Here is a 20,552-nt window from a genome sequence, read left to right as displayed (position 1 = left end):
TCTACAATAACTTTTTCTGTTCTAGATTCTTCCGAGTTGAACTAGGTTCGGCTTGCCCAAACTGCTCTGCTAAACGCTGACTCCAAGAGGTCGTCGCACGCGCACCAGCATAGTCTGCCTGTTCTTGGTCATAGTCAAAAATCGCTTCAACTGGCTGTTCTTGGTATTCTTCTTCAAAAACCACTTGGCTCAAAGGCAGTCTTGGTTTGACATCATGTTGTTGGTTTGGCACGCCAAGGGCAATCCCAAAAACTGGGTAGGTATAGTCAGGCAAATTAAAAAGCTCTGCCACTTCTTCCGATTTGTAACGGACTAAGCCGATAATCACACCACCATATCCCAGACTCTCTGCTGCAAGCAAGGTGTTTTGACCAGCAAGCGCAGCATCCACAGACGTGATAAGGAGACCTTCCACCCCTTGGGGTTGGAAAGTATCCGTATGAAGACTTGCTCCCTTTTCAGCTCGGTTCAAGTCACCAACAAAGAGCAAAAAGGCAGCTGACTGGCGAATAGCTTCCTGAGGAACCAATTCATATAAAGCGTCTTTCTTCTCTTGACTGCGTACAAGAATCACAGAATAGGATTGGAAATTTTTCCAAGATGACGCCATTTGGGCAGCAGTCAAGATTTCATTTAAGTGTTCTTGAGGAATCTCTTGCTCCTTAAAACGACGAACTGAAGTATGAGCTTTCATCAGTTTAATGGTTTCTGTCATCGGCGATTTTCTCCTTCTAGTCTCGTTTCCTCTGCTAAATAGCGGATCCTTTCCATAACCCGTCTAGCTTCCCAAGTCTCATCATTTCCATTCTTTCCTTTGGCAAAATGTTTTTCCAAATCTTGGAAATTAAAGTTGGAAGTAAAGAAGGTCGGCAAATCTTCCTGCATGCGGTACTGAAGAATGACTTGGAGAATCTCATCACGCACCCAAGGAGTCGACTGCTCTGCGCCAATATCATCCAAGATCAAGACCTCTGCTAACTTGATGTCATCCACCAAGGTCTTCACAGAGCCTTCACCGATGGCATTTTTCACATCAATGACAAAACTTGGATAGTGGAGAATAGTCGTTGAAGCCCCACGTTTTTCAGATAAGTCGTGAGCCAGGGCCGCCATCATGAAACTCTTTCCGACACCAAAATCTCCATAAAGATAGAGGCCTTTTCGGATGCTTGGGTAAAGGTCAACAAAGGCATAGAGTCTCTCAAAAATCGGCAAGCGTCCTAGATCATCCAGGTCAATCTGAGCTAATTTCGCTTTCTTGAGACTTGCTGGTAGATTGATCAACTTGAGGCGATTCTTGATTGCAGCCTCTTTTTCAGCCGCGATTAGTTCTGGTGTTTCTTCATAAGAAACGTCCGCATAACCGTGATTCATGACCAAGATAGGCTTGTAACCACGTGCTATATAGTCCGCATCCCCACGAAGAAACTTGTCCCGTTCTGTGATATATTGATTGAACTTGGAGATGCTACGATTCAACTCCTCTGGACTGAGGGATTCTTTCTGGATAAAAGCCGCTACATCTGGGTCCTTCATGATCTGCTGGACCAGGTCCTGATACTGAAAACGACTTGTCTGACGTTTGATTACATCACCAACACTTTCCATCTAGTCTCCTCCTTCTTCTAATCGGGCTAACATTTCTTGTTTTTTACGTTCTAGTTCCAGACGAGTCTCCTCACTGGTTTGATTCTTGTATTCTGGATTACTCCACTTAGGAACATTTGTCTTAGTTGAGCTAGCCTTGTTTTTCTGTTCTTCTTGCCCTTTTTGCTGACGCTCTCGAATCCGAAGCACAGCTTCTTCTGCTGTCCGAATCTTGCGATAGGCATAGTCGTTTGCGACTTTCATAGCATATTTTTCATTGACATTGGCCGAATCAACCTTGTTAAAGGTTAAAAGTAAGACGATATTGATGACTTCGTCCAACAAGCCTAAAGACGCCATCTGGTGAAGGAGTTCTCTTTCACTTTGGGTGATGTTTCCCTTACGCGTTTGCTTGATTTCCGCTAAAAATTGCAGGGGTGTTTTATTTTTGGCTTCATTGATAATGGTCATTTCTTTGGGACTAAAGTCAGAAGACGCTGGTTTTTGTGCTATCTTTTCACGCATACGTTTGACAGAAATAACCTGAGCCACTGTAGTCGCCTTGGCTAATTGATAGGTTTCAAACCAAGTCCATTTTTTTTCATCTGCGATGGCAAACAATTCCAAAACATCCGCCTGCTCGTCTTCAAAACGCAAACCATCTCGAGCCATCAGCCGCTGAAAATGCTCTAAGTCAAAATCATTTTTCATCTTGATTTTAAACTCGGTTGGAGTCACTTCTTCGGTCAGGTTTGGAAAGACTTGGCTCAAAGAAACAGAGAGTTCTTCTCCCTCACTTGGAGCCTGCTTCAGGGAAGCAAGCGCAGTATCCCCAATCTTTCTCTCCAAGAGTCTACTATAGATAGAATGACTTAGAAATTCCTGACTGGATAGAGGCGAATGGATGACCAACTCATAACTCTCCCCCTTCTGATAAAGGGTCAACAAATCCAAAGCAGATAAGACTTTAAGGGATTGGAGCAAGGTAGGCATGCCAAAGTTTAAGTGATTGAGGATATGGGAAAAGAGATGCTCCTTTTGCCCACCATCCCAAAAGGTAATGGCATATAGATAGAGGCTCAGCGCCTCCTGACCGATAATCGGGAGGTAGCACTGCACCAGAGAAGAGGTATCTTGTGACACCCGATTATTCTTTAGAAAAGAAAAACGGTCATTTGGCTTCATTTATTTTTCCTTTTTCTTTTTTGAGGATTGGGTGATTTGCTGGAGCAGACTCTCTAACTCACTCACATCCTTAAAACTACGGTAAACACTGGCAAAACGAACATAGGTAATCTCATCCAGCTCTGCCAATTCTTCCATGACTAAAGATCCAATATATTCACTTTGGATCTCATTCTCACTGCGACTACGGAGTTTTTGCTCGATACGATTGACCACCATGTTGATTTCATCACTTGAAACCGGGCGTTTCTGGGCTGAACGGATAATCCCATTAAAGATTTTATCTCTTGAAAATTGTTCTCGCGTACCGTCTTTTTTGACGACAACTAGCGTTCTTTCTTCTACTCGTTCATAGGTTGTAAAACGATGCTGACACTCGTCGCACTCACGTCTTCGACGGATGGTATTTCCTTCTTCGGCTTGTCGACTATCAACAACACTAGACTTGGTAGCCCCACATTTTGGACAACGCATGCATTTCCCTCCTTGTCGTTTTCTTTTCATTATACCATTTTTTGAGCAATTCCCAAAACAATTCTTATTTTTACTTGACAAGTTTTTTGTTTTATTGTATTATTTAATTAGAACAATAAAGACATAGAAAGGAGACTATGATGTCCTGGTCATTTGATAATACAAAACCGATTTATTTACAGATTATGGAAAAAATCAAACTACAGATTGTTTCCCATGAACTGGAACCCAACCAACAGCTCCCAACCGTAAGAGAACTGGCGAGCGAGGCTGGGGTCAATCCCAATACCATCCAGCGCGCCTTGTCTGACCTTGAACGTGAAGGATTCGTATACAGCAAGCGGACAACTGGTCGTTTTGTCACCGAGGATTTGGACCTCATCCTTCAGTCCCGCAAACAACTTTCCGAGGAGCAGCTGCAACAATTCGTCTCTTGCATGCTCCAATTTGGCTACCAAAAAGAAGAACTGCCAAATGTATTAAGCGACTATATTAAAGGAGTTTAAGACTATGACACTACTAGCACTTGAAAATGTATCAAAATCATATGGAGCAACTGCGGCACTTGACAATATCTCACTAGAGATCTCAGCCGGAAAGATTGTCGGACTCCTTGGACCAAACGGTTCTGGGAAAACAACCTTGATCAAACTGATCAATGGCCTTCTTCAGCCTGATAAAGGACGTGTTCTCATTAACGGATTGGATCCAAGTCCTGCTACAAAGGCGATTGTCTCCTATCTTCCTGACACAACTTATCTCAATGAGCAAATGAAGGTTAAAGAAGCCCTGACTTACTTTAAAACCTTCTATCAGGATTTCAATCTTGAACGTGCCCAACATCTGCTTGCAGACCTTGGCATTGATGAAAATAGTCGCTTAAAGAAATTATCAAAAGGGAACAAGGAAAAAGTTCAACTCATCCTGGTTATGAGTCGCGAAGCTCGTCTTTATGTCCTCGATGAACCGATCGGTGGAGTGGATCCAGCTGCCCGTGATTATATCCTCAATACCATCATCAACAACTACTCACCAACTTCAACGGTACTGATTTCAACCCACTTGATTTCGGATATTGAGCCTATCTTGGATGAGATTATCTTCCTCAAAGACGGAAAAGTCGTCCGCCAAGGAAATGTTGATGATATTCGTTACGAGTCAGGTGAATCCATTGACCAGCTCTTCCGTCAAGAGTTCAAGGCTTAGTTAAAGGAGATTATTATGTTTTGGAATTTAGTTCGTTATGAATTTAAAAATATCAATAAATGGTATTTGGCACTCTACGGTGCTGTACTTGCAATTTCAGTTTTGATTGGAGCTTTTATTAGCAGCCTTAGCCAGAGTTACAATCCTAACAATGCTGCTTATTTCATCTTCTTTTTAGTATTAGTCTTTGGAGGACTCAGCGTCACTCTTTGGATTGCAACAATCTTTTTAATCATCCGAAGATTTAAGGGCAGTGTCTATGATCGCCAAGGTTACTTGACCTTGACTTTGCCTGTATCAGAGCACCAAATCATCACCGCAAAACTTTTGGGTGGTCTTGTCTGGTCCATCTTAAGCTATATCGTCTTTATCTTGAGTATATTGATTATCTTCTTCTTAACACCAATAGAAAAAGACTTCACTGCTCTCTATAACTTCATTTCCCCTTACCTCAGCTACGGCTGGCTGTATGCCCTATCACTGTTTGTCAGTTCGATCGCATGGATCTTGTCCATATACCTCGCAATCTCGATCGGACAACTCTTTAATGAGTATCGAACAGCTATGGGAATTCTGGCCTATATCGTCATTGCCATCGTTATTGGTTATATTTCTCTCTTTTTCCGAATTGAAAATGACTTTAACATGATGATTGGTACAGAAATCTTGCGCGATCTCTTTTTATCGGCTATCTACTATCTCGGTACCTACTATATCTTGAAAAACAAGGTTAACTTGCAATAAAAAAATGCCCAGCTTACAAGAGCTGGGTTTTGCTTTAACTCAATATCAAACTGGCTACAATAGGGCTAACAAAAACATAGAGAATACCGGTGACACCGATGGCCAAGCCACCCATGGCTCCTGCTACCGAGCCGTATCGAAAGGCTGTTCCTGTTCCGACTGCATGACCTGTTCCACCAAGGGAAAGACCAACTGCCACTGGATCGTCAATTTTCAACCACTTCAAAAGGGTTGGTCCGATCACACTGGTTAAGATCCCAGTCGCTACTACGACGACCAAGGTCACAGTCGTTAAACCCTGCAATTTTTCTGTAATCCCCACTGCCATGGCGGTTGTTACTGACTTAGGAAAAAGAGAAATGGCTAGGAAAAAGTCCATGCCAAATATTTTCGCCACTATGGCAGTGAAGCTAGTATTGACAACTACTGCTAGCAGACTACCAAAGAGAATACTCCGAGCATGGTGCTTCATCAAGTGAAAACTCTTATAAAGCGGAATCCCTAGAGCCACCGTCGACGGGACAATCAAATTATTCAGATAAACCCCACCTTGGTAATAATCTTGATAAGAAATCCCCGTCGCCTTAAGGAAAATAATGATAAAAATAGCCGACAAAAGCAAGGGCGTTGTCAAAGGATGGGGAAAACGTCTGTAAATCAGCATTCCCACTAGATAAGCTAGGATAGATAATGCAATCCCAAACAGAGGATTGGATACAAATTCACTCATTTGGCATCTCCTTTCTCATAATCTCCCTCAAATCGTCTCTTGATAAACTGAACCACTAGGGCTATGAGGATAATGTTGATGACAGCCGCAAAAAAGATAATCAAAACAATAGGCAAAAGATAGGGAGCAATGACATCAAACTTTTCCATGATACCCACTGCTGGCGGCAAAAAGAGAATGGTCATATTGGCCAGCAAGAAATTCCCAACCATGTTGACATGCCTGGTCCTTAGCCACTTGAACTGTAGGGCTAGAAAGAGAATAATCAAACCGATAATACTGCCTGGGATGGGCAGATGAAAGAAACTGGAGATTCCCTCACCGATCAATGAAATCACAAAAAGAATCATTAATTGAACATATAATTTCATCCTAAACTCCTTGAAATAGAATTCTTGCATACCAGTTTACTCTTTTTTCAGAAAATTTCAAGGAAATATTGAAATTCTTCTTTCTTGCAAGGATAAGTTAAAAGTAGTATAATCATTGCATGCGCAATCATCTTGTGTTAGGAAGACAGTCAGTAATGATTTTGTGATTTTTACTTTGAAAAGAAAGGAGAAAGCAATGACCTATTTGGAAAAGTGGTTTGACTACAACCGCCGTCAAAAGGAAATGGAAGCCTTGTTGGAAGAAACTATTGCCCAGCAGAGTGAACAAAGGCTGAACTTGAAAGAGTTTTACCTTCTCTACTATCTGAATCTAGCCCAAGAAAAATCTCTACGACAAATTGACCTGCCAGATAAACTCCATCTCAGCCCAAGCGCTGTTTCTCGAATGGTGGCTAGGTTAGAAGAGAAAAACTGTGGCTTGCTTAGTCGCAGATGTTGCGACCAGGATAGACGGGCTAGTTTTATCTGCCTGACTGACGAGGGACAAACAACCCTGGCTTATCTACAAAAAGCCGTCGAAGAAAGATTGGAAACCAGTCTTGATTTCTTGCCTTAATGAGTATTTTAAAAAAAAGTTGCGTGCGCAATCATTTTTCTTGACATTCCTCTTTTCAAGGAGTACAATAAAGTCAAGATCGAACAAAGGAGTTTAATATGATCGAAATTACCTATCTAGACACCAGCAAACAAGAGAGAACCATGACTTTCGAGTCTTACGAAGACTTTGAACGTTCTCAACAAGCTTGCCTTATCGGTGTCGCAGACTATTACCCAGTTCAAAAATTAACCTATAATGGTCATGATTTGGACTACCATGGGACTTATGGAGATGTCTTCTTCTATCTCATGAAACAAGATTTAAGCCAATATAATTAAAAAGGAGAAATACAATGGCAAAAGCAATTACAGATGCAACATTTGAACAAGAAACAAAAGACGGATTGGTCTTGGTAGACTTCTGGGCAACTTGGTGTGGTCCATGTCGTATGCAAGGTCCAATCTTGGATAAATTGTCTGAAGAACTTTCAGAAGATGTTTTGAAAATCGTTAAAATGGACGTTGATGAAAATCCAAACACAGCTCGTGCCTTTGGAATCATGTCTATTCCAACTCTTCTCTTCAAAAAAGACGGCCAAGTGGTGAAACAAGTTGCTGGTGTTCACACTGCAGAACAAATCAAGGCCATCGTTGCTGAATTGAGCTAATCACACGAGAGACCAAGTACTTTATTTGGTCTCTTTTTTTCTTGCCCTTTGCCATTTTTCAAAAAATATGCTAGACTGTAGGTAGAATATTACGATGTTTGGGACATGCCATCGCTAAAAAAAACCTCTACTTGGTATTTTTTAGCTCCCCTAAAGGGAGCTTTTTGCGTGCTCTGAACATTTCCCATTTTGGAAGGAGTACTATGAAACGTCAATCAGCCTTGGTCGTCTTTAGTGGCGGTCAAGATTCCACAACTTGCCTCTTTTGGGCTAAAGAACACTATGAAACAGTCGAAGCTGTCACCTTTGCCTATGGCCAACGTCATCATCTCGAAATTCAAGTTGCTAGAGAAATCGCTAAGGAACAAGGCATTCGTCATCACATCTTAGATATGTCTCTACTGGGGCAAATCACTGAAAATGCCTTAACCTCTGATTTGGAGATCGAGCAAAAAGAGCGAGAGGTTCCCAATACCTTTGTTGACGGTCGCAACCACCTCTTTCTTTCCTTTGCGGCAGTTCTTGCCAAGCAACGGGGCATTAAAGACATCGTGACAGGTGTCTGCGAGACAGATTTTTCAGGCTACCCTGACTGCCGGGATGTCTTTGTCAAATCCCTTAATGTTACGCTCAACCTTGCCATGGATTACGACTTTGTTATCCAAACACCTCTCATGTGGCTAGACAAGGCTGAAACTTGGAAGTTAGCCGACCAACTCGGTGCCTTTGACTACGTTCGTGAAAAGACCTTGACCTGCTACAATGGGATTATCGGAAGTGGCTGTGGAGATTGCCCAGCTTGCCACCTACGTCAGCATGGCCTAGATGTTTATCTCTCACAGAAAGGAGAGGGCTAATGTTTTTTGCACCTAAAGAAATCAAACAAGAAACTGGGGAATCTCTTGTCTACAATCCTCACAGAACCTTGGTATCAAAAGAATTTACCTTCGACGCTGCCCACCACCTCTTTCACTATGAAGGAAAATGCAAATCCCTGCACGGCCACACTTATCATCTGCAGATTGCTGTCAGTGGATTTTTAGATGAACGTGGCATGACCTACGATTTCGGAGATATCAAAGCTATCTACAAGAACTACTTAGAGCCCCACTTGGATCATCGCTATCTCAATGAAACCCTGCCTTATATGAACACGACTGCTGAAAATATGGTTTACTGGATTTTTCAAACCATGAGTCAAGAGTTGCCAGACGAGCGCAGTCTCCGTTTGGAATACGTCCGCCTCTATGAGACTCCGACTGCCTTTGCGGAGTTTAGACGGGAGTGGTTAGATGACTAGGGAACGTGTCCTCAAACTACCAGTTCTGGAAATTTTCGGCCCAACCTTTCAAGGTGAAGGCCGTGCTATCGGGCAGAAAACTATGTTTGTCCGCACTGCAGGTTGCGACTACCACTGCGACTGGTGCGACTCTGCCTTTACTTGGGATGGTTCTGAAAAACCAACTCGCATGACGGCTGACGAAGTCATTGCTGAATTAGACAAGCTAGGAAGCTACGACTATGTAACTCTATCTGGGGGAAATCCTGCTATCCTAGCAGCCAACATGGCCGAATTGGTCACTAAACTCAAGGAACGTGGTGTCACTCTGGCTGTTGAAACTCAAGGCTCCCGCTGGCAAAATTGGTTGAAAGACATCGACCAGGTTACTCTGAGTCCAAAACCTCCTTCATCCAAGATGGAAGTCAACTTTGAGACCTTGGACTTTATCGTTTCCCAACTGGATCCAGATAAAGTCACCTTTAAAATCCCTGTCTTTGATGATGCCGATTTGGCCTTTGCCAAAGACATTCAAGAACGCTACCAACCAGATGTTCTCTTCTTATCAGCAGGAAACCCTGAGCCCAAGGCTACAGGCAATATCGTTCAAGACCAACTAGACCGCCTCAAAGAACTCTGGGAACGTGTCGCTGCTGATGATAGCTGGGGCAATGTCCGCGTCCTCCCTCAACTTCATACCCTCCTCTACGACAACCAACGTGGTGTTTAAGATTAGAAAGAAAAAATCATGTCACAACAAGAAGAAATGAAAAACCTAAGCCTACTGGGCAACAAAGAAACCAACTACATTTTTGACTATCAACCAGATGTCCTCGAATCTTTTGACAATCGTCATGTGGAAAATGACTATTTCATCAAATTCAACTGTCCTGAATTTACCTCGCTTTGCCCAATCACTGCTCAGCCAGATTTTGCGACGATTTATATTTCCTACATTCCTGACAAGCTCTGTGTCGAGTCAAAATCCCTCAAACTCTACCTCTTTAGCTATCGAAATCATGGGGATTTTCACGAAAACTGTATCAACACTATCGGGAAAGACTTGGTCAACTTGCTAGACCCTCGCTATTTAGAGGTCTGGGGAAAATTCACTCCACGCGGGGGCATTTCAATCGACCCTTACTACAACTACGGTAGACCTGGAACCAAGTATGAAGGCCTGGCAGAACAACGCCTCTTCCAACACGATCTTTATCCAGAGAAAATTGACAACCGCTAAACTCATACTCAATTAAAATCAAAGAGCAAACTAGGAAGTTAGCCGCAGGTTGCTCAAAGCACTGCTTTGAGGTCGTAGATAAGACTGACGAAGTCAGCTCAAAACAGTGTTTTGAGGTTGCAGATGGACGCTGACGTGGTTTGAAGAGATTTTCGAAGAGTATCATACGAAAAAGCCCTGTTCCTCAAAACGAGGAGCAAGGCTTTTTGAGTTTCAATTATTCTTCTATTCCAAGAAAGTTTTTCGCAACAAGGGCTGCAAGAACACCACCAACGATTGGGGCAAGGATGAAAATCCATACTTGTTGAAGGGCTGCGCCACCTGCCAAGACAGCAGGAGCCAAGCTACGAGCTGGGTTTACTGAAAGTCCAGTGATGTTCAATCCCACAAGGATCAAGGCTGTCAATGACAAACCGATTATCAAACCAGCGATTGCGCCATTGCCCTTGCTTGCTGATGTTACAGTCATGATAACTAGGACAAACAAGAAAGTTGCGATTGTTTCAAACAAGAAACCACCAAAGACAGTGACACCGTTTGCCAAGGCATTTTCGCCAAGACTAGCAGTTGACATGCCTGAGTTAGACAAGAGGAAGAATACTGCAGCCGACGCAAGGAAAGCTCCAACTACTTGTCCAAGGATGTAGTTTACAAGTTCTGAAGATGACAAACGTTTGTTTACAAACATAGCGATCGAAACTGCCGGGTTCAAGTGAGCCCCTGAAACAGTTCCGATTGAGAAAGCTGCGACTACAATTGCCAAACCAAAGGCAAAAGCAATCCCAAGGTGGCCAAGACCTTCAACACCATTCCCAAAAACAACAGCTCCTGTTCCGATGAACACAAGCATAAATGTACCGATTAATTCAGCAATAAATTTTTTCATGATAAGTCTCCTTTTTTTAAACTATGTATTAGTCTATCAAAAGAAGGAAAGGGTTTCAAGAAAATTGACTGGAAAGTTATTTGAAGATCATGAACCGACTCGCTTATCCTTAGTACTGAAAGGATTGAATAGCTTCTTTCAAGTCATCTTGTAAAAGTTTATGACAGTCTAGTTGAAGGTAAATTTCTAGCAAACAAGATCTGAAATTGGAAAATTTATGGAAATCATTTACTTCTTTCAAGGGAAATTCGACTGTTTGCAGCCAAGCAGTGAGGAGAGACGATTCGATTTTCCCTCGTAAGATTGGTTCATAAAGTACTCTCGCTAACCGCCAATCTTCATCATTTGTAAAACGAATCTCAACACGTTTAAAGATTTTCCCAATGATTTCAAATGCTTCGGCTATATCTGACTTTGGAAAGCTAGGATGGCATATAACCTCCGTCAAGAGATCAGCCCCATGCGCAAATGCGTGGATCCACCCAAACTGATGAGAGTAACCCGTCGTCTCTTTTTCCTTTGTAAGATAGTGTAAGCCTTGATTTAGCATGGTAACCCTGATAGGAGAAGACAACTGCTGGTAATAAAGTGATTCCTTAGTACCATCGCAGGACAGTAGATTGGCATAAATAAGCGCCCTAAAAGAACGTTTAAGAGCCGAGACACCTCTACTATCAATTTCTTTGTATAGACCTTCATCAGAGGAGACCCCTTCTGAGATAAACTGAAACTGCTCAAGGGAAAACAACTCTTCTTGAATCCCTCTTGCTAAACTCGTAAAAACAAGTTCGTCTCGAATTTCTGGAGAGGCATCCCCTAAATGCTCAAGCAACCACTGAATTTCTTCTCGGCTATAGCTTGGTTTTTCTTCTGTCACTTTTCTTTGTAATTCTTTATGCATCTTATGCATCTAAAGTACCTCTGGATTTCTAGTAACTTATCAAAAAGTCATCCGAAGATGACTTTTTTTCTCATTCTATTTTTGATGGAGTTTTTCCTGCTGCAATCGCATCTGCTTCGGTCATCTCAACAACGTTGGCATTATTCGTTTTTGAAGGCATTCTATCCTTACTATACCAATAAACTTTTGATTTTCCATTGTTTGCAACATAGACAATTCTATCTTGCTGTTGAGCTTTGGTTTCAGCTTCACGTGTAATTCTTTTTTCTTCTACTTTTTGAGAAATTGATGATTCAACTGCACCTATTCTATCAAGCAGCTCTGTCTTTTTATCATTATTTTCAATCTGATTAACTATCTCTTTAGCAGACTTCACTTGGCTCGCATCTTGACTTTCTTCCAATTGTTTGACTAAGGTTTCACCTTTTTCTTGCAACTCCTTTGCAACTTTTTCTTTGGCAATTCTCTCTTCTTCTGCTTTTTCTTTAGATTTTTTCTCTTCTTCAACTCGTTTTGCCTCTTCTATACTAGATGAAGTATCCGTAGTTGAAGCTGTCGAAGTAGTAGATGTCGCAGTCTGCTTAGTTTCTGATTGAGAAGATGAAATTTTCTTTGTGACTGTCGGAGTTTTAAGAGCAACTGCAACAAAACTGACAATGAAAAGCCCTATCATTAGATTTCTTTTTCGAATATCTGGCGATTTCTTTACAAAATACCAAATACCAACTCCGCTCAAAACAAGATAGAGAGTAGGCAAAGCAATCAATAAAATGATTCCCAATAAAACTAGACCAATTTTGATAAAGAGCATTCTTTTGGGGTCTTGCTCTAGCCATTCTTTGATTCTATTCATATTACTCTCCTAAAACTCTGTCCAATCTTTACTCCCCCAACTCAGCACTGTAGGCAATAATCTGATCAACCGTGTCAGACAAGAACTGAATCGTATCACGGAGTGGTTTATCCGTTGAGATATCGGCTCCGATAATCATGGCTGACTCAAGCGGTGTCTTGCTACCACCTGATTTGAGGAGATTAAGCCAGTCTTCAGCTCCAGTTTCTGAATGTTTCAGATGAAGATAACCCGCAGTCGAAATAACTAGTCCCGCTGAGTAGGTATAGCTATACAAGCCCATGTAATAGTGAGCTTGGCGCATCCAAGTCAAGGCCGCATCGTCATCAATCTCAATAGCATCTCCCCAGAAGTCCGTCAAAACTTCCTTCATAATACTGTTGAGCTTGCTTGCCCCAAAGGTTTCTCCTTCTTCAATCAATGTATAAACCTTGCGCTGGAAGGCTGCTTCCAAGAGGTGGGTAATAAAGTTATGGAAGTAGGTATCTGTCAAGCGGTGGGCAAGAGCAAAGCGTTTTTGACGAGGGTCGTCAGACTGATGTTCCAAATAATCACTTAAAAGCAATTCATTGAAGGTTGACGGCGCTTCGACGTAATAAGTAGACATGTGGGCATTAAAGTAACTCTGATGATTGTCAGAAAAGATAAATTGACCAGAATGCCCGATCTCATGAATCAAAGTATAGACATCGCTCAAACGGCCTGTCCAACTCATAAGGACATAAGGGTGCACGCGATATGGATCCGCCGCATAACCACCAGAATCCTTGCCACTGTTAGCAGCGAAGTCCACCCAACGTTCTTCTTGATAGCGAGCAATTTCTTGGGTGTATTCTTGACCCAATGGTGCGACTGACTTCATGACCAAATCATAGGCGTCGTCAATAGTCACTTCAGGATTAAGAGCGCTATCCAAGTCCAATTTCCAGTCAGCAAAAGTCATCTTTTCAAGACCATTAACCTTGGCAACATGCTTGAGGTATCTCTGAGCAACTGGCGCAAAATCCTTCATGATGAGGTCAATCTGGCGGTCAAACATGGCACGGTCCACTTCTTGCTCAGCCAGGAGATAGTCAAAAACTGAGTCGTAGCCCTTCATATCTGCTAATAGTTTTTCAGACTTAACCTGAGCTAGATAGGCTGCGGCTGCTGTATTTTGGTGCTTACGGAGTCCTTCTGAGAAGGAACGGAAGGATTTCTCACGAATTTCAGCATCTTCATGGTTTTGGTAGAAATTCTCATAAGTCACAAAGCTGTTTTTATAAGTCTTGCCATGGGCTTCAAAGTCAGCCATTTCGAAATCCCCAGCTCGCATCTTAGTGTAAATGTCCTGTGGGCTGTAGAAAACTTCACCCAGATTTGTCAAAGCCTTCTCCACATCAGCCCCTAGGTAGTGGGCTTTTTTGATTTTGGCCTGACGAATGGCTGCCGTTAAGTGTGGCAGCTCACCCAAACGGTCCAAGACTTCCTCGTCTGCAGCCACTAAGGCGTCGTCAAAGAAGGTCAAGGCTACGCTGGCGTCTGTTTCAAATTCCATCCCAGCTTGGGCGATATTAGCAAAATCCTCATTGCTATAGTCCGTCGTCTGAGGCATAAAAGAATAATTGCCGATATGACTCATCTGGATATAGATTTGTTCCAATTCCGCAAAGGCCTTCTCAAACTCCTCAAAAGTGTGAAGATTGCCCTTGTAGTCACGGCTAAATTGGTTGATGTCTTCGCGAGCCTTTTCGATTGCTCGCAAGAAATCCTCACGATCTTGGTATAAGGCTGTTAAATCCCAAAGTTCCTTTTCTGGAAATTCTGAACGGTGTTTTTGTTCCATTTTCTTCCTCTTATTTCTCTAATTCTAATAATACGCTAAGGACTGATAAGGCGTAAAGCGGGGCTGTTTCTGCTCTTAATATACGAGGTCCAAGACCTGCCAAAACAGCTCCTTTGGCTTCAAAACTTTCAATTTCTGCTGGTGAGAGACCGCCTTCTGGGCCAAAGATAAAGAGCAATTTAGCTCCTTTTTCAAGTCCAGCGACTGCTTGTAAAAGCGCAGCGACTTCTCCTTCTTTTGCTGATTCTTCATAGGCTACTATGATAGAGTCAAACTGGTCAAGCTGAGCTAGAAAATCTGCTTTTTTCTCGAAGAGCTGGATACTTGGGACGATATTACGCTTGCTTTGTTCTGCTGCTCCAAGGGCGATTTTTTCCAGTTTTTCAACCTTTTTGCCTAGTTTCTTGCCGTCCCACTTAGCAACCGACCAGTCGGCAGGGAAGGCCCAGATTTGGCTAGCGCCTAGTTCGGTTACTTTTTGAGTGATGAACTCTAGCTTGTCTCCCTTGGGAAATCCAGATGCGATGGTCACTTGGATTGGCAGTTCCACATTGTCAACTAATTCTTCAACCAACTCAAACTGACGATTTTCCACATCTACCACGCGCGCCAAGCGCTTAATGCCATCATCAAAGACCAAGGTCACCTCATCATCTTCTTTCAAGCGCATAACCTGAAACATATGCTTGCTGGTTTCCTTGTCCTCAATGGTGACAGGAGAGATTGCACTGCCCTTGACAAAATACTGTTGCATGCTAGCCTCCAATCACACCAGAGATATCCTTGGTCTTCTTAAAGACACAGGCATTCCATTCCCCTTGAATCATATGGGTTTCAAGGAAGAAACCTGCCGACTCAGCTGACTCACGCACCATATCCCACTTGTCCTTGATAATGCCACTCATGATCAGGTAGCCTTCATCCTTGACCAAGCGATAAGCATCATCCGTCAGATGAATGAGAATATCCGCTAAGATATTAGCCACAATCACATCTGCCTCAATCTCCACACCCTTGAGCAAATCACCTGCCGCTACATGGATATTTTCCATGCCAGGGTTGAGCTCAATATTTTCCTGAGCCACACGAACTGCCACATCATCTAGGTCATAGGCGAAGATTTCCTTGGCACCAAGCAACGAGCTGGCAATGGAGAGGACACCTGAACCTGTCCCCACATCCAGCACCGTTTCGCCACCACGAAGAACCTGCTCCAAAGCAAAAAGGCTCATCTTGGTCGTCGGATGGGTTCCTGTCCCGAAGGCCATACCAGGATCCAGCTTGATAATCTTCTCTCCCGCAGTCGCCTCATAGTCTGTCCAAGACGGCACGATGGTCAAGTCATGAGTGATACGAGCTGGCTCATAGTATTTCTTCCAGTTATCTGCCCAGTCCTCCTCAGCCAAGGCAGTCGTGCCAATCTTGACTTCTCCTAAGTCCATAAAATCCGTCAAGTCTGCCAGACGTGCCTGCAAGTCTGCCTCAACCGCTGTCACATCCACCGTTTCAGGATAGTAGGCTGTCACCACGATTTCTTCCTGCTGTTCAACCTCTGGGAAAATCTCACCAAAACGATCTACATTTCCCACATAGTCCATACTGTCTTCGATCGCAACACCTTGAGCACCTAGCTCAATCAAGAGATTAGAGACCAGCTCCTCTCCCTCGCGCTTCACTGTAACTTTTAGCTCTTGCCATGTTTCCATAATTAAGATACCAAGCCCGTAAAACACAAAGCCAAAATAGGAAATTCTCTGAAGACGCTTGGGTCTAAGAGAAGTTTATCTTTTTGGCACAGTGTTTAGGGCGGGTTCAGTTTAGAAATGTAACCGAACCATCCTTTCTATTTGTCAATCAATTTTTTCATGTAGACCATATCCATACCTTCTTTTTCAGGTTCGATATGGGTTTTGCGGTAGCCATTTTTCTCATAAAAAGCGACCATGCCCGCATCCTGTAATACCGTACACAAATCCCACTGTGTGATGGTTGGAAATTCTTTTTCCAGCAAGCTCAGTCCCTCAGATCCATACCCTTTTCCTTGGTACTGGGGCAAAATCGCTGCCGTTCCCAACCAAGCCTCCGTCAACTCTTCATTGGTCTGAATTCGTAAAAAACCGATAATTTCGTCCTTTTCTTTTACAAAGTAGTAATAACTATTAAGACGCTCGACTAGTTTCCATTTGATTCGTTCGCGGTCCTCCAGATAAGGATCATACTCATCTTGATATTTTTCATAGACAGCCTTAAAGCTAGCTCTTTGAATTGCAATTACGGTTTCTAAATCCTCTGCTCCTGCTCGGATAATCTGAATCATACTAATACCTCCAAATCCACTCTCTCAACTCGCTTCCTATGCTCTTCCACACGCTGTTTTACTGACCCTCAAATTCTTCAATCACATCCGTGTAGTGTTCTTTCATTGCGTTATGAATCTGCTGTTTAAAAATACCAAACATAAGATAATAAACAAATAGAACAATTCCTGCAAACAGTATCAAAAATAAAAAATATACTGGAAGGGGCAGTACGAGACCTCTACCACTCAGTAAGGGTATAGCAAGCATTAATACCCAAATAACAGCCATAGAAATCCCAGCTACTTTCGTACCACTTTCTCTCTGCTTCTTTAACTTTAAATATTCCAAATAGATGAATGTAGCTTCTTCTCTAGAGTATTGTCCAGCTTTTAGTTTGCGTTTAACTTCCTTATTTAGTGTCGTTGTTGCAACTGCAAAAATCATTTTACTTCCTCCAAATAATCCCTCACTCTCCCCTGCAACTGGGGGACAACCTTATCTGAGCTAAGAAACTCCTCAATACTCATCAGTCTATATCCTTGTCCCTCATCGCCAAAGACGATACTATCAAACTGTTCCTGCCTTAACTTACCAACTAGAAAGACGGATTCCTTCCCCTCAAAAAGCATACTTGGGTAAACCTTACTCCAAAGCAGACACTCTTCAATCAAATGAATTCCCAGCTCTTCGTAAACTTCACGCGCCGCACACTCAAAGGGACTTTCATCACCCTCTCGTCCGCCACCTGGCAATTCCCAGGTATTAGGGTATGGAATGTTTGATTTATCATCACGTAGGATAGTCAAGAGCTTATCACCACAAAAGAGGGCAATTTTGCAACCTGTAAAATCAGAAATTTCTATTTCCATATCATACTCCTAGTATCTCGGATAAGGGTAAAATTCTCCTTCTTCCAAGCCTGCTTTCCCTTCTTCAAAGACTTCTTGGTTCCATTCCATGACAAATTCTTCTGCTTCTGGATCTTCCAAAAAGTCCATGAGCGCATCCAGCCCAACCTCGGCAGTATCTTTTAGGAAAAGCGCAAAATAAGCTAAAAACTCGCGCGAGAAACCTTTCTTAGGTAGATAAGGGATGACCGTTAAATAGTCTTCTTTATTGACTGTTGACTTGGCAGGATTGTAAAAAAGCACTGCTTCCTCAAAGAGGATATCATCTGAAGAAACCTCTCCGTCCTCATCCACCATTTCCACACCTGCAGCGTTTTGTGCTTCCAATAGAAAACTCACTTCTACCGCATGGTTGCGCTTATCCCAGCTAATCTCAAAGTCAAAAGGAAAGTTCTTGTCCAATTCTTCCTCTAAAACATCTAAAAATCCATATGTTGCCATTTTGTCCTCTTTCTATGTGACTCTTAAATCGCCCCGATTACTCGGAATTATGCTAAAATAGATACTACCATCTTACCACATATACATCAGAAAATCCATGTTAGAAAGGACTGCTATGCCAGACAATCTCGCGCTTCGCATGCGCCCAAAAACCATCGACCAGGTCATCGGTCAGGAGCATCTGGTCGGACCTGGAAAAATTATCCGTCGCATGGTGGAGGCCAATCGTCTGTCCTCCATGATTCTCTACGGACCTCCAGGAATCGGCAAGACCAGTATCGCCTCTGCCATCGCTGGGACCACCAAGTATGCCTTTCGGACCTTCAATGCCACTGTTGATAGTAAAAAACGGCTACAAGAAATCGCTGAAGAAGCTAAATTCTCAGGAGGATTAGTCCTGTTACTAGACGAGATTCATCGTCTCGATAAGACCAAGCAAGATTTCCTCTTACCTCTCTTGGAAAGTGCCCTGGTTATCATGATTGGAGCTACGACTGAAAATCCCTTCTTTTCTGTCACGCCAGCCATTCGTAGCCGTGTTCAGATTTTTGAACTCGAACCCTTGTCCAACCAAGATGTCAAAGAGGCCATTCAAATCGCCCTAACTAACCCTGATCGTGGTTTTGACTTCCTAGTAGAGTTGGATGATGATGCGCTAGATTTTATCGCAACATCTACCAATGGAGACCTGCGTTCTGCCTTTAATTCACTAGATTTGGCTGTTCTCTCTACTCCCGAAAATGACAAGGGCATCCGCCATATCACTCTTGATATCATAGAAAATAGCCTACAAAGGAGCTATATTACAATGGACAAGGATGGGGACGGTCATTATGATGTCCTCTCAGCCCTGCAAAAGTCCATCCGCGGCTCAGATGTGGATGCCAGTCTCCACTACGCAGCCCGCTTGATTGAAGCTGGGGATCTTCCTAGCCTCGCTCGTCGCTTGACTGTGATTGCTTATGAAGATATCGGCTTGGCCAATCCTGAAGCGCAGATCCATACTGTAACTGCTCTAGATGCTGCACAAAGGATTGGTTTCCCAGAAGCTCGCATCCTCATTGCTAATGTTGTGATTGATCTGGCTCTTTCACCCAAGTCCAACTCAGCCTATGTGGCTATGGACAAGGCCCTTGCTGACCTCAAAAAATCAGGTCATTTGCCTATCCCTCGGCACCTGCGTGATGGTCACTACAGTGGGAGCAAGGAACTAGGCAACGCCCAAGATTATCTCTATCCACACAACTATCCTGGAAATTGGGTCAAGCAAGACTATCTGCCAGAAAAAATCCAAAATCACCACTATTTTACTCCAAAAGATACCGGCAAATACGAACGAGCTTTGGCGCAACGTAAGGAAACCATTGATAAATTACGAAACTTGTGAAATCCTTTTCAAATAATTGCATTTCCCTCTTGATTTTTTTTGAAAAAGTGGTATCATATAAACATAGAAACGCTGTGGTGTACGACTTCACACTTAAGTGTTGACCGACTATTTTTTGTATTATTAGGGAAACAAAAGTCTTCTAACAGCATGTAGGCCGTCTCACACGGAAACAGCTTCAGTTAGAGCGAGTTGCCCACCTGCTTAATTGCGCGGGTTCAATACAAACCGTGAAGTTTCGGCACCAATACAGCTTTTTATTTGCCTTCTTAGCTCAGTTGGTAGAGCAGTAGACTCTTAATCTATGGGTCGCAGGTTCGAGCCCTGCAGGGGGCATCTACATACAACAGGAAAAGCCTTATAATATAGGGCTTTTTTACTTTCCTTTTAAAAATTGTCGTGCAATTTGCCGTGTTTTTACAACAAACTTTTCACAGCCATGAATTCCTCACTAATTTTCTCCTCCAATGTATGACCATAAACTTCAACCAGCATAGAGATATCTTTGTGTCCTAAAATTTTCGCAATAACTCCTAAATCAATACCTTTATGCCATAGGTAACTACCATAAGTATGGCGAACTCCTTTATTTGATATCATTGGGGAGATGTTTATTTTGGTCAGAAGGACATGTAACGCTTTATTTACTGTACCTATATTTGGAACATAGTTACGATAGCCATATTGGTAGAAAACTAGATCTCGAGAGTTTTCTAAATCTAATTCCCTATTAAAAACTTCTTGTATTTTTTTAATGATTTCAATACTTCGATAGTTTCTTCGCTTATTGGAATATAGCGAACTGAAGTCTTGTTTTTAGGAGGAACAAATTTCTAAGTGGAAGTATTAAAACGTCTATGAGTAAAAATCAGGCTTTTTTAAGTCTACATCAGACCAAGTAAGAGCTATCAATTCTCCATATCTCATACCAGTTTTAAAGATGAAATCAATGAACTTTATGAGAAACTAAAGTACATTGAAGAACATTCAAAATAGGATTTACAATTTA

Annotated in this window: 28 protein-coding genes and 1 tRNA gene; 12 read left to right on the top strand and 17 right to left on the bottom strand. The window is 42.5% G+C overall.

Annotation, left to right across the window (positions count from 1 at the left end; translation table 11 throughout):
- Position 1 precedes the first annotated feature (1 nt).
- Genes HMPREF9189_RS03830 through nrdR form a run of 4 tightly spaced genes read right to left on the bottom strand, consistent with a single transcriptional unit; the run spans position 2 to position 3,246 of the window.
- Positions 2–715: an NADPH-dependent oxidoreductase gene (locus HMPREF9189_RS03830; protein WP_000140839.1), complete on the bottom strand. Its 714-nt coding sequence runs from the start codon at positions 713–715 to the stop codon at positions 2–4.
- Complete coding sequence (gene dnaI, locus HMPREF9189_RS03825; RefSeq protein WP_000446483.1) at positions 712–1,608, bottom strand: primosomal protein DnaI; 897 nt, start codon at positions 1,606–1,608, stop codon at positions 712–714. The genes HMPREF9189_RS03830 and dnaI overlap by 4 nt, the downstream gene beginning before the upstream one ends.
- Positions 1,609–2,772 carry a DnaD domain protein gene (locus tag HMPREF9189_RS03820; RefSeq protein WP_000803923.1) on the bottom strand — a complete coding sequence of 388 codons (1,164 nt, stop codon included), beginning with the start codon at positions 2,770–2,772 and terminating at the stop codon, positions 1,609–1,611. It lies immediately after the preceding gene.
- The gene (nrdR, locus tag HMPREF9189_RS03815; RefSeq protein ID WP_001203678.1) at positions 2,773–3,246 is read right to left on the bottom strand and encodes a transcriptional regulator NrdR; all 474 of its coding nucleotides are present in this window, start codon (positions 3,244–3,246) and stop codon (positions 2,773–2,775) included.
- A 140-nt stretch (positions 3,247–3,386) separates the two neighbouring features.
- On the opposite strand from nrdR, the gene HMPREF9189_RS03810 reads away from it, so the two are divergent.
- The 3 genes from HMPREF9189_RS03810 to HMPREF9189_RS03800 are packed head-to-tail and all read left to right on the top strand — an operon-like array spanning position 3,387 to position 5,196.
- On the top strand, positions 3,387–3,752 hold the full coding sequence (locus HMPREF9189_RS03810) for a GntR family transcriptional regulator (protein WP_000119120.1): 366 nt from the start codon (positions 3,387–3,389) through the stop codon (positions 3,750–3,752).
- Between the two features lie 4 nt (positions 3,753–3,756).
- Positions 3,757–4,452 carry an ABC transporter ATP-binding protein gene (locus HMPREF9189_RS03805; protein WP_000173181.1) on the top strand — a complete coding sequence of 232 codons (696 nt, stop codon included), beginning with the start codon at positions 3,757–3,759 and terminating at the stop codon, positions 4,450–4,452.
- 15 nt (positions 4,453–4,467) lie between these two features.
- Complete coding sequence (locus HMPREF9189_RS03800) at positions 4,468–5,196, top strand: hypothetical protein (protein ID WP_000498751.1); 729 nt, start codon at positions 4,468–4,470, stop codon at positions 5,194–5,196.
- Between the two features lie 34 nt (positions 5,197–5,230).
- On the opposite strand, the gene HMPREF9189_RS03795 is transcribed toward HMPREF9189_RS03800, so the two are convergent.
- The gene (locus HMPREF9189_RS03795) at positions 5,231–5,926 is read right to left on the bottom strand and encodes an LrgB family protein (RefSeq protein WP_001288935.1); all 696 of its coding nucleotides are present in this window, start codon (positions 5,924–5,926) and stop codon (positions 5,231–5,233) included.
- Positions 5,923–6,297, bottom strand: a complete 375-nt coding sequence (locus HMPREF9189_RS03790; RefSeq protein WP_000781322.1) for a CidA/LrgA family protein — start codon at positions 6,295–6,297, stop codon at positions 5,923–5,925. Before HMPREF9189_RS03790 ends, HMPREF9189_RS03795 begins: the two co-directional genes overlap by 4 nt.
- Positions 6,298–6,493: 196 nt before the next feature.
- On the opposite strand from HMPREF9189_RS03790, the gene HMPREF9189_RS03785 reads away from it, so the two are divergent.
- From HMPREF9189_RS03785 to queF, 7 genes are all read left to right on the top strand, one after another.
- Complete coding sequence (locus tag HMPREF9189_RS03785) at positions 6,494–6,874, top strand: MarR family winged helix-turn-helix transcriptional regulator (RefSeq protein WP_000221644.1); 381 nt, start codon at positions 6,494–6,496, stop codon at positions 6,872–6,874.
- Positions 6,875–6,972: 98 nt separating this feature from the next.
- The gene (locus HMPREF9189_RS03780) at positions 6,973–7,194 is read left to right on the top strand and encodes a DUF4649 family protein (RefSeq protein ID WP_000570266.1); all 222 of its coding nucleotides are present in this window, start codon (positions 6,973–6,975) and stop codon (positions 7,192–7,194) included.
- A gap of 14 nt (positions 7,195–7,208) precedes the next feature.
- Positions 7,209–7,523, top strand: a complete 315-nt coding sequence (trxA, locus tag HMPREF9189_RS03775) for a thioredoxin (RefSeq protein ID WP_001029581.1) — start codon at positions 7,209–7,211, stop codon at positions 7,521–7,523.
- Between the two features lie 203 nt (positions 7,524–7,726).
- Positions 7,727–8,380: a 7-cyano-7-deazaguanine synthase QueC gene (queC, locus tag HMPREF9189_RS03770; RefSeq protein WP_000828771.1), complete on the top strand. Its 654-nt coding sequence runs from the start codon at positions 7,727–7,729 to the stop codon at positions 8,378–8,380.
- On the top strand, positions 8,380–8,823 hold the full coding sequence (gene queD, locus HMPREF9189_RS03765) for a 6-carboxytetrahydropterin synthase QueD (protein ID WP_000464577.1): 444 nt from the start codon (positions 8,380–8,382) through the stop codon (positions 8,821–8,823). Before queC ends, queD begins: the two co-directional genes overlap by 1 nt.
- Positions 8,816–9,532, top strand: a complete 717-nt coding sequence (queE, locus tag HMPREF9189_RS12405; RefSeq protein WP_000196474.1) for a 7-carboxy-7-deazaguanine synthase QueE — start codon at positions 8,816–8,818, stop codon at positions 9,530–9,532. The genes queD and queE overlap by 8 nt, the downstream gene beginning before the upstream one ends.
- Positions 9,533–9,550: 18 nt before the next feature.
- Complete coding sequence (gene queF, locus HMPREF9189_RS12400) at positions 9,551–10,042, top strand: preQ(1) synthase (protein WP_000082576.1); 492 nt, start codon at positions 9,551–9,553, stop codon at positions 10,040–10,042.
- A gap of 217 nt (positions 10,043–10,259) precedes the next feature.
- On the opposite strand, the gene HMPREF9189_RS03750 is transcribed toward queF, so the two are convergent.
- From HMPREF9189_RS03750 to HMPREF9189_RS03705, 10 genes are all read right to left on the bottom strand, one after another.
- Positions 10,260–10,928, bottom strand: coding sequence for an MIP/aquaporin family protein (locus HMPREF9189_RS03750; protein WP_000713412.1), 669 nt, complete (start codon positions 10,926–10,928; stop codon positions 10,260–10,262).
- Between the two features lie 109 nt (positions 10,929–11,037).
- On the bottom strand, positions 11,038–11,829 hold the full coding sequence (locus HMPREF9189_RS03745) for a DUF2785 domain-containing protein (protein WP_025168497.1): 792 nt from the start codon (positions 11,827–11,829) through the stop codon (positions 11,038–11,040).
- A 70-nt stretch (positions 11,830–11,899) separates the two neighbouring features.
- Positions 11,900–12,682 carry a hypothetical protein gene (locus tag HMPREF9189_RS03740; RefSeq protein ID WP_001079815.1) on the bottom strand — a complete coding sequence of 261 codons (783 nt, stop codon included), beginning with the start codon at positions 12,680–12,682 and terminating at the stop codon, positions 11,900–11,902.
- 28 nt (positions 12,683–12,710) lie between these two features.
- On the bottom strand, positions 12,711–14,507 hold the full coding sequence (gene pepF, locus HMPREF9189_RS03735; RefSeq protein WP_000435587.1) for an oligoendopeptidase F: 1,797 nt from the start codon (positions 14,505–14,507) through the stop codon (positions 12,711–12,713).
- A 10-nt stretch (positions 14,508–14,517) separates the two neighbouring features.
- A complete protein-coding gene (locus HMPREF9189_RS03730; RefSeq protein WP_001188190.1) occupies positions 14,518–15,261 on the bottom strand; it encodes a 16S rRNA (uracil(1498)-N(3))-methyltransferase in 744 nt (247 codons plus the stop codon).
- Between the two features lies 1 nt (position 15,262).
- Positions 15,263–16,213 carry a 50S ribosomal protein L11 methyltransferase gene (prmA, locus tag HMPREF9189_RS03725; RefSeq protein WP_000451173.1) on the bottom strand — a complete coding sequence of 317 codons (951 nt, stop codon included), beginning with the start codon at positions 16,211–16,213 and terminating at the stop codon, positions 15,263–15,265.
- A gap of 137 nt (positions 16,214–16,350) precedes the next feature.
- Complete coding sequence (locus tag HMPREF9189_RS03720; protein ID WP_000614680.1) at positions 16,351–16,824, bottom strand: GNAT family N-acetyltransferase; 474 nt, start codon at positions 16,822–16,824, stop codon at positions 16,351–16,353.
- 58 nt (positions 16,825–16,882) lie between these two features.
- A complete protein-coding gene (locus HMPREF9189_RS03715) occupies positions 16,883–17,251 on the bottom strand; it encodes a hypothetical protein (protein ID WP_000575391.1) in 369 nt (122 codons plus the stop codon).
- Positions 17,248–17,676 carry an NUDIX hydrolase gene (locus HMPREF9189_RS03710; protein ID WP_000401998.1) on the bottom strand — a complete coding sequence of 143 codons (429 nt, stop codon included), beginning with the start codon at positions 17,674–17,676 and terminating at the stop codon, positions 17,248–17,250. Before HMPREF9189_RS03710 ends, HMPREF9189_RS03715 begins: the two co-directional genes overlap by 4 nt.
- Positions 17,677–17,685: 9 nt before the next feature.
- Positions 17,686–18,156, bottom strand: a complete 471-nt coding sequence (locus HMPREF9189_RS03705) for a DUF3013 family protein (protein ID WP_000257109.1) — start codon at positions 18,154–18,156, stop codon at positions 17,686–17,688.
- 115 nt (positions 18,157–18,271) lie between these two features.
- Between HMPREF9189_RS03705 and HMPREF9189_RS03700 the strand changes: the two genes are divergently transcribed.
- Complete coding sequence (locus HMPREF9189_RS03700; RefSeq protein WP_001113187.1) at positions 18,272–19,543, top strand: replication-associated recombination protein A; 1,272 nt, start codon at positions 18,272–18,274, stop codon at positions 19,541–19,543.
- Positions 19,544–19,806: 263 nt separating this feature from the next.
- A tRNA-Lys gene (locus HMPREF9189_RS03695) sits at positions 19,807–19,879 on the top strand.
- Positions 19,880–19,960: 81 nt separating this feature from the next.
- On the opposite strand, the gene HMPREF9189_RS12495 is transcribed toward HMPREF9189_RS03695, so the two are convergent.
- Positions 19,961–20,299: a tyrosine-type recombinase/integrase gene (locus HMPREF9189_RS12495; protein ID WP_369688070.1), complete on the bottom strand. Its 339-nt coding sequence runs from the start codon at positions 20,297–20,299 to the stop codon at positions 19,961–19,963.
- Positions 20,300–20,552 lie beyond the last annotated feature (253 nt).

Origin of the sequence: Streptococcus sp. oral taxon 071 str. 73H25AP (genome assembly GCF_000146755.1) — a bacterium.
In the GTDB taxonomy this organism is placed as follows: Bacteria; Bacillota; Bacilli; order Lactobacillales; family Streptococcaceae; genus Streptococcus; species Streptococcus oralis_T.
Note: the sequence above shows the minus strand (reverse complement) of the source record. Positions and strands in the feature narration are given on the sequence as shown.

Coding starts and splice junctions, on each gene's coding strand:
- HMPREF9189_RS03810 (WP_000119120.1), top strand. CDS start 3,387: ATGTCCTGGTCATTTGATAATACAAAACCGATTTATTTACAGATTATG.
- HMPREF9189_RS03750 (WP_000713412.1), bottom strand. CDS start 10,928: ATGAAAAAATTTATTGCTGAATTAATCGGTACATTTATGCTTGTGTTC.
- HMPREF9189_RS03830 (WP_000140839.1), bottom strand. CDS start 715: ATGACAGAAACCATTAAACTGATGAAAGCTCATACTTCAGTTCGTCGT.
- HMPREF9189_RS03780 (WP_000570266.1), top strand. CDS start 6,973: ATGATCGAAATTACCTATCTAGACACCAGCAAACAAGAGAGAACCATG.
- dnaI (WP_000446483.1), bottom strand. CDS start 1,608: ATGGAAAGTGTTGGTGATGTAATCAAACGTCAGACAAGTCGTTTTCAG.
- HMPREF9189_RS03820 (WP_000803923.1), bottom strand. CDS start 2,772: ATGAAGCCAAATGACCGTTTTTCTTTTCTAAAGAATAATCGGGTGTCA.
- queC (WP_000828771.1), top strand. CDS start 7,727: ATGAAACGTCAATCAGCCTTGGTCGTCTTTAGTGGCGGTCAAGATTCC.
- nrdR (WP_001203678.1), bottom strand. CDS start 3,246: ATGCGTTGTCCAAAATGTGGGGCTACCAAGTCTAGTGTTGTTGATAGT.
- HMPREF9189_RS03795 (WP_001288935.1), bottom strand. CDS start 5,926: ATGAGTGAATTTGTATCCAATCCTCTGTTTGGGATTGCATTATCTATC.
- HMPREF9189_RS03705 (WP_000257109.1), bottom strand. CDS start 18,156: ATGGCAACATATGGATTTTTAGATGTTTTAGAGGAAGAATTGGACAAG.
- HMPREF9189_RS03805 (WP_000173181.1), top strand. CDS start 3,757: ATGACACTACTAGCACTTGAAAATGTATCAAAATCATATGGAGCAACT.
- HMPREF9189_RS03790 (WP_000781322.1), bottom strand. CDS start 6,297: ATGAAATTATATGTTCAATTAATGATTCTTTTTGTGATTTCATTGATC.
- HMPREF9189_RS03785 (WP_000221644.1), top strand. CDS start 6,494: ATGACCTATTTGGAAAAGTGGTTTGACTACAACCGCCGTCAAAAGGAA.
- HMPREF9189_RS03715 (WP_000575391.1), bottom strand. CDS start 17,251: ATGATTTTTGCAGTTGCAACAACGACACTAAATAAGGAAGTTAAACGC.
- queD (WP_000464577.1), top strand. CDS start 8,380: ATGTTTTTTGCACCTAAAGAAATCAAACAAGAAACTGGGGAATCTCTT.
- HMPREF9189_RS03700 (WP_001113187.1), top strand. CDS start 18,272: ATGCCAGACAATCTCGCGCTTCGCATGCGCCCAAAAACCATCGACCAG.
- trxA (WP_001029581.1), top strand. CDS start 7,209: ATGGCAAAAGCAATTACAGATGCAACATTTGAACAAGAAACAAAAGAC.
- HMPREF9189_RS03730 (WP_001188190.1), bottom strand. CDS start 15,261: ATGCAACAGTATTTTGTCAAGGGCAGTGCAATCTCTCCTGTCACCATT.
- HMPREF9189_RS03745 (WP_025168497.1), bottom strand. CDS start 11,829: ATGCATAAAGAATTACAAAGAAAAGTGACAGAAGAAAAACCAAGCTAT.
- HMPREF9189_RS03740 (WP_001079815.1), bottom strand. CDS start 12,682: ATGAATAGAATCAAAGAATGGCTAGAGCAAGACCCCAAAAGAATGCTC.
- pepF (WP_000435587.1), bottom strand. CDS start 14,507: ATGGAACAAAAACACCGTTCAGAATTTCCAGAAAAGGAACTTTGGGAT.
- queF (WP_000082576.1), top strand. CDS start 9,551: ATGTCACAACAAGAAGAAATGAAAAACCTAAGCCTACTGGGCAACAAA.
- prmA (WP_000451173.1), bottom strand. CDS start 16,213: ATGGAAACATGGCAAGAGCTAAAAGTTACAGTGAAGCGCGAGGGAGAG.
- queE (WP_000196474.1), top strand. CDS start 8,816: ATGACTAGGGAACGTGTCCTCAAACTACCAGTTCTGGAAATTTTCGGC.
- HMPREF9189_RS03800 (WP_000498751.1), top strand. CDS start 4,468: ATGTTTTGGAATTTAGTTCGTTATGAATTTAAAAATATCAATAAATGG.
- HMPREF9189_RS03710 (WP_000401998.1), bottom strand. CDS start 17,676: ATGGAAATAGAAATTTCTGATTTTACAGGTTGCAAAATTGCCCTCTTT.
- HMPREF9189_RS03720 (WP_000614680.1), bottom strand. CDS start 16,824: ATGATTCAGATTATCCGAGCAGGAGCAGAGGATTTAGAAACCGTAATT.